Below are 5,344 nucleotides of genomic sequence, written 5' to 3'. Positions count from 1 at the left end.
TTTCGTGGTGCGGGCGAAGGGACTCGAACCCCCACACCTTGCGATGCCAGAACCTAAATCTGGTGCGTCTACCAATTCCGCCACGCCCGCTTACGAAAAGCTGCCGTTTCACAAACGACGGGAGCCTCTAACGGGAAAGGCCCGCTAGGGCAAGGGCAGAAGCGGCGAAACCGCCGCTGCGCCCTTATCACCTGTTAACCAAGCGCCTTTTTCAGCAAGTCGTTGATGATTTGCGGATTAGCCTTGCCCTGCATCGCCTTCATCGTCTGGCCCACGAAGAAACCAAACAACTTGTCTTTGCCCGAACGGTACTCGGCAACCTTATCTTCATTGGCGGCCATGATCTTGGCAATCTCTGCCTCAATTGCGCCCGTGTCGTTGGTCTGCTTCAGGCCTTTTTCTTCGACAATCGCAGATGCACCCTGCCCGGTCTCAAGCATGATTTCAAAGACCTGCTTGGCGATGCTGCCGCTGATCGTGCCATCGGCAACTAGGCCAAGAAGCTCGGCGGCTTGCTTTGGATTAACCGGGCTTTCGTCCAAGGTCTTGCCCAGCTTGTTCAGCGCACCGAACAATTCGGACATCAACCAGTTCGACGCCTGCTTGGCATCGACGCCTTCGGCCAACAAATCTTCAAACCAAAACGCCGTTTCGGCTTCCGCCGTCAGAACCGCCGCATTGTATGCGGTGAGGCCCAATGCTTCATAACGCGCACGTTTTGCGTCGGGAAGTTCCGGCAAGGACGCACGGCATTCCTCCAGAAACGCGTCGTCGAGTTCGACTGGCAACAAATCGGGATCGGGGAAATAGCGATAATCATGCGCGTCTTCTTTCGACCGCATCGAGCGCGTTTCCATCTTGTTCGGGTCGAACAATCGGGTTTCCTGAACCACTGCGCCGCCGCTTTCGATCAGATCCACCTGACGCTGCGCTTCATACTCAATCGCCTGCATCATGAAGCGGATGGAGTTGACATTCTTGGTCTCTGTACGCGTACCCAGTTCACCGCCGGGCCTGCGGACAGACACGTTGACGTCGGCACGCATGGAGCCTTGCTCCATATTGCCGTCGCACGATCCAACATAACGCAGAATAGAACGCAGCTTCTTGAGATACGCGCCAGCCTCTTGCGGGCTGCTAATGTCAGGACGCGACACGATTTCCATCAGCGCGACGCCAGAGCGGTTCAAATCGACAAAAGACATTGTTGGATGCTGGTCATGCATCAACTTGCCTGCGTCTTGCTCGACATGAATCCGCTCGATACCGATTTTCTTGGTCGGGCTATCGGGGTCTTTTTCGTTCAGCGTAACCTCAATTGCGCCCTCACCCACGATGGGGTGATAGAGCTGCGAAATCTGGTAGCCTTGCGGCAAATCGGCGTAGAAATAATTCTTACGGTCAAAGCGCGACCAGCGGTTAATCTGCGCATTGATTGCCATGCCGGTGCGCACAGCCTGTCGCAGGCATTCACGGTTTGGCACAGGCAACATGCCGGGCATCGCTGCGTCGACAAGGCTCACATGGCTGTTCGGTTCCGCGCCAAAGCCGGTCGATGAGCCTGAAAAGAGTTTGGACTCACTGGTGATCTGCGCATGAACTTCAAGGCCGATCACGACCTCCCACTCACCGGTATTTCCCTGGATGCGGTACTCGCTCATATTACCACCACTCTCCGGCTTCCGCCGTAAATCCTGAACGCTGCTCGATCGCGAGGCCGGCGTTAAGCACAGCCTGTTCGTCAAGCGCCTTACCGATAATCTGCAGCCCCAAAGGCAGGCCTTGCTTGTCGAGGCCGCCCGGAACCGACATCGCGGGCAAGCCAGCCAATGAGGCAGGCACCGCGAACACGTCGTTCAAATACATCGACAATGGGTCGGCGTTTTTCTCACCCAAACCAAAAGCCGCGCTAGGTGCGGTTGGCGCGAGGATGAGGTCACAGCTTGCCCACGCATTATCGAAATCGCGTGCGATCAAGGCACGGACCTTTTGCGCCTGCGTGTAATATGCGTCGTAGAAGCCAGCGCTCAACACATAGGTGCCGATCATAATACGGCGGCGCACTTCTTCGCCAAAACCGGCGGCGCGGGTTGCGGCATACATATCTTGCAGGCCAGCGCCTTCCGGCAAATCGCGCAAACCAAAGCGCACGCCGTCATAGCGCGCAAGGTTCGATGACGCTTCAGCAGGGGCGATGATATAATAAGCAGGTAACGCATATTTGGTATGCGGCAGGCTGATGTCGACGATTTCCGCGCCTGCATCCTTTAGCCATGCGATGCCATTATCCCACATCTTGGCAATATCTTCGTCGATACCATCAAGACGATATTCGCGGGGGATGCCGATGCGCTTGCCCTTCAGATCGCTATTCAAAGCCGCTTCCCATGCGGGCACAGGCAAATCGAGCGAGGTCGAATCCTTTGGATCAAAGCCTGCCATGGCCTCCAACATGATCGCGCAATCGCGGACGTCGCGCGCCATTGGGCCAGCTTGGTCAAGCGAACTGGCGAATGCCACAACACCCCAACGCGAGCAGCGGCCATAGGTTGGCTTGATACCGCTAATGCCGACAAATGCCGCTGGTTGGCGGATGGAACCACCGGTGTCGGTACCTGTCGCAGCAGGACACAACCGCGCCGCGATGGCAGAGGACGAACCGCCCGATGAACCACCCGGCGCAAGTGCGGCGTTGTCACCATTATTGCGACGCCAAGGCGAAATGACATTACCGAAATAGCTGGTTTCGTTCGACGAACCCATGGCGAACTGGTCAAGGTTGAGCTTGCCCAACATCCCTGCCCCAGCCTTCCAAAGATTGGCAGATACCGTCGACTCATAGGTCGGCACGAAGCCTTCCAGCATATGGCTGGCGGCGGTCGTCTGCACGCCTTCGGTGCAGAACAAATCCTTCATGCCAATTGGCACACCGGCCATTTTGCCAAGTGGCTTGCCAGCAGCGCGGTCGGCATCAACCGCTTGCGCAGCCGCAACGGCCATTTCAGGCGTTTCGACGATAAAGGCGTTCAGTGCCTTTGCCGCAGCAACGCGCGTGTTGAGGGCCTCAGCAACCTCAACGGCTTTGAATTCGCCGTTGGCGACGCCATCACGGATGGCAGCTACGCCCAGTCTCGAAAAATCAGTCATTATTCAATCACCTTGGGCACGCCAAAGAAGCTGCCTTCCCTCGCTGGCGCATTGGCAAGCACCTTGTCGCGGACATCGCCATCGGTGACGACGTCGTCGCGCAGGCGCAGCTTATTGGCAATGACAGCCGTCATCGGCTCAACGCCAGTGACGTCGACCTCGCCCAATTGCTCCACCCAGGCAAGAATGCCATTGAGTTCGCCGACCATCTTGTCAGCCTCTGCATCGCTAATCGCGATGCGCGAAAGCCGTGCGATTTTGTTCACGGTATCTTTATCTACAGACATACGCCAGCCGCTAGCATTGCGCCTGCCCCGCTTCAACGGAAAAGCTTAATCTTTCAGGCTCTATTCAATTTTCCGATGCTATTTCCATCCAATCGGCTAAATCGCATCAAAATTTCAGGACACAAACTTGGCTCGTAAATTCATTTATATCGTTGCAGCGCTCATCGTCCTCGTCATTGCGGGTGGTTTCGTTATCCGCATTTATGAAGCGGAGCTTACCGAATTGGCATTTGTGCCAACGGCAAAGTTCGAAAAACAGGCCGCGTTTGAACCGAACAAATATGCCAGCAACGATATGTGGTTCGCGCGACCGGGCAAGACCGGCAATCCAGCGGACTGGTTGCCTGTGGGTGCGGCGAAGCCAGACGTGCGGGGCCCCGCGGCGATATTTTTCGTTCATCCGACATCCTATATCGGCAGGGACCATTGGAATGCCCCGCTGGACGACGCAGAATCGCAGGATCGCGCGAGATTGTTCCTGCGTGGCTTGGCTTCGCCCTTTGCCAGCACCGGCGAAATGTGGGCGCCCCGCTATCGTCAGGCAGCCATTGGCTCGTTCCTGACCACCAAGCCCGAGGGTCAACTGGCGTTGGACGCCGCATATCAGGACGTTCTTTTGGCGTTCGATGAATTTGTTGCGAAAGCGCAAAAAGACCGGCCGATTATATTAGCGGGGCATAGCCAAGGCGCGCTGCATCTTACGCATCTTCTGAAGGATCGCATTGCAGGCAAACCAATCGCCAAACGAATCGTCGCGGCCTATGTTGTCGGCTGGCCAATTTCAGTGGACAATGATGTCGCTGCGATTGGGCTACCCGCATGTTCGGGTCCAGATCAAACGGGATGCATCATGGCGTGGCAGAGCTTTGCCGAGCCAGCCGAGTATGATCGCATATCAAAAGCCTATGACGCAACGACAGGTTTCAACGGGCAAAGCCGCAAAGGCACCACCATGTTGTGCACCAATCCGTTGAATGGTGGTGCAGCAGCAGCGGCAGACATGAAGGCCAATTTGGGCACGTTAAAAGCAGATGCGTCGATGAACACCGGTGAGCTGGTCGTTGGTGCCGTACCTGCACGATGCGACGCAAAGGGCTTTTTGTTGATCGGTGATCCGCCCGAAGTGGGGCCATATGTTCTGCCCGGCAACAATTACCATGTGTATGATTTCCCGCTGTTCTGGGCGAATGTGCGGGCGGATGCGACGTTGCGACTGCGGAAGTTTCTTCAGAAATGATTTTTGATGCCGTCGCCGATTTTCTGGAACATCTGCCCGAAGGCGGCGTGTTGATAGGGCTCGATATCGGCACCAAAACAATTGGCACGGCGTTTTGCGATGCTGGCTGGACATTTGCATCGCCCGCCGACCTGATCCGCCGGAGCAAATTTTCCAAAGACAAGGCGTTGCTCAGCGCCGCAATTGCGACCCGCCCTACGCGCGGAATCGTCATTGGCCTGCCGCTCAACATGGATGGCAGCGAAAGCCCCAGAAGCCAATCAAGCCGGGCTTTTGCGCGCAACATCGCGGATCTTGGCCTGCCGATTTTGTTGCGCGATGAACGCTGGTCGACCCAAGCGGTTGAGCGCGACATGATTGCCGCCGACATGAGCCGCGCAAAACGGGCCGAAAAAATCGACAGCGGCGCAGCGGCATTCATCCTGCAAGGCGCGATAGATGCGCTGACCATTGGGTGACGTTTTTGCTCGGCCACGACCTAGCCGACAAAATGATTGAGTATTGCCCCCCTTCCCTTTAAGGGCATCGCTTTAATGACATGGACACAGCCTTTTGCAGCCGACAGCTTTCCAAGCGGGTCGGGCGCTTTTCCGCACAAGCATTTGCTTGGTATCGCTGGACTTCAGAAATGGGAAATTCTCTACATCCTGAAAGAGGCTGAACAATGGGTGGC

The 5,344-nt window shown here is 56.2% G+C and carries 5 protein-coding genes and 1 tRNA gene; 2 read left to right on the top strand and 4 right to left on the bottom strand.

Annotation, left to right across the window (positions count from 1 at the left end; translation table 11 throughout):
• Nucleotides 1-5: 5 nt before the first annotated feature.
• From ACIQ5B_RS10095 to gatC, 4 genes are all read right to left on the bottom strand, one after another.
• A tRNA-Leu gene (locus tag ACIQ5B_RS10095) sits at nucleotides 6-90 on the bottom strand.
• Nucleotides 91-194: 104 nt separating this feature from the next.
• Nucleotides 195-1,661 (bottom strand): Asp-tRNA(Asn)/Glu-tRNA(Gln) amidotransferase subunit GatB, encoded by a 1,467-nt coding sequence (gatB, locus tag ACIQ5B_RS10090; RefSeq protein ID WP_397598906.1) that lies wholly within the window; start codon nucleotides 1,659-1,661, stop codon nucleotides 195-197.
• A 1-nt stretch (nucleotide 1,662) separates the two neighbouring features.
• On the bottom strand, nucleotides 1,663-3,147 hold the full coding sequence (gatA, locus tag ACIQ5B_RS10085; protein WP_395629049.1) for an Asp-tRNA(Asn)/Glu-tRNA(Gln) amidotransferase subunit GatA: 1,485 nt from the start codon (nucleotides 3,145-3,147) through the stop codon (nucleotides 1,663-1,665).
• Entirely contained in the window at nucleotides 3,147-3,434 is a 288-nt protein-coding gene (gene gatC, locus ACIQ5B_RS10080) for an Asp-tRNA(Asn)/Glu-tRNA(Gln) amidotransferase subunit GatC (protein ID WP_397598905.1), read from the bottom strand. The genes gatA and gatC overlap by 1 nt, the downstream gene beginning before the upstream one ends.
• 127 nt (nucleotides 3,435-3,561) lie before the next feature.
• Here gatC and ACIQ5B_RS10075 point away from each other — a divergent pair, with 127 nt between their 5' ends.
• Nucleotides 3,562-4,671 (top strand): DUF3089 domain-containing protein, encoded by a 1,110-nt coding sequence (locus ACIQ5B_RS10075; protein ID WP_397598904.1) that lies wholly within the window; start codon nucleotides 3,562-3,564, stop codon nucleotides 4,669-4,671.
• Complete coding sequence (gene ruvX / locus ACIQ5B_RS10070) at nucleotides 4,668-5,129, top strand: Holliday junction resolvase RuvX (RefSeq protein ID WP_397598903.1); 462 nt, start codon at nucleotides 4,668-4,670, stop codon at nucleotides 5,127-5,129. The genes ACIQ5B_RS10075 and ruvX overlap by 4 nt, the downstream gene beginning before the upstream one ends.
• Nucleotides 5,130-5,344 lie beyond the last annotated feature (215 nt).

Source organism: Sphingorhabdus sp. (assembly GCF_044374345.1).
In the GTDB taxonomy this organism is placed as follows: domain Bacteria; phylum Pseudomonadota; class Alphaproteobacteria; order Sphingomonadales; family Sphingomonadaceae; genus Sphingorhabdus_B.
The sequence above is the reverse complement of the archived record's forward strand: the minus strand, read 5'-3'. Positions and strand labels throughout refer to the sequence as shown.

What these genes read in the sequence shown, in the direction of transcription:
- ruvX (WP_397598903.1), top strand. Translation starts at nt 4,668, where the DNA reads ATGATTTTTGATGCCGTCGCCGATTTTCTGGAACATCTGCCCGAAGGC.
- gatA (WP_395629049.1), bottom strand. Translation starts at nt 3,147, where the DNA reads ATGACTGATTTTTCGAGACTGGGCGTAGCTGCCATCCGTGATGGCGTC.
- gatB (WP_397598906.1), bottom strand. Translation starts at nt 1,661, where the DNA reads ATGAGCGAGTACCGCATCCAGGGAAATACCGGTGAGTGGGAGGTCGTG.
- gatC (WP_397598905.1), bottom strand. Translation starts at nt 3,434, where the DNA reads ATGTCTGTAGATAAAGATACCGTGAACAAAATCGCACGGCTTTCGCGC.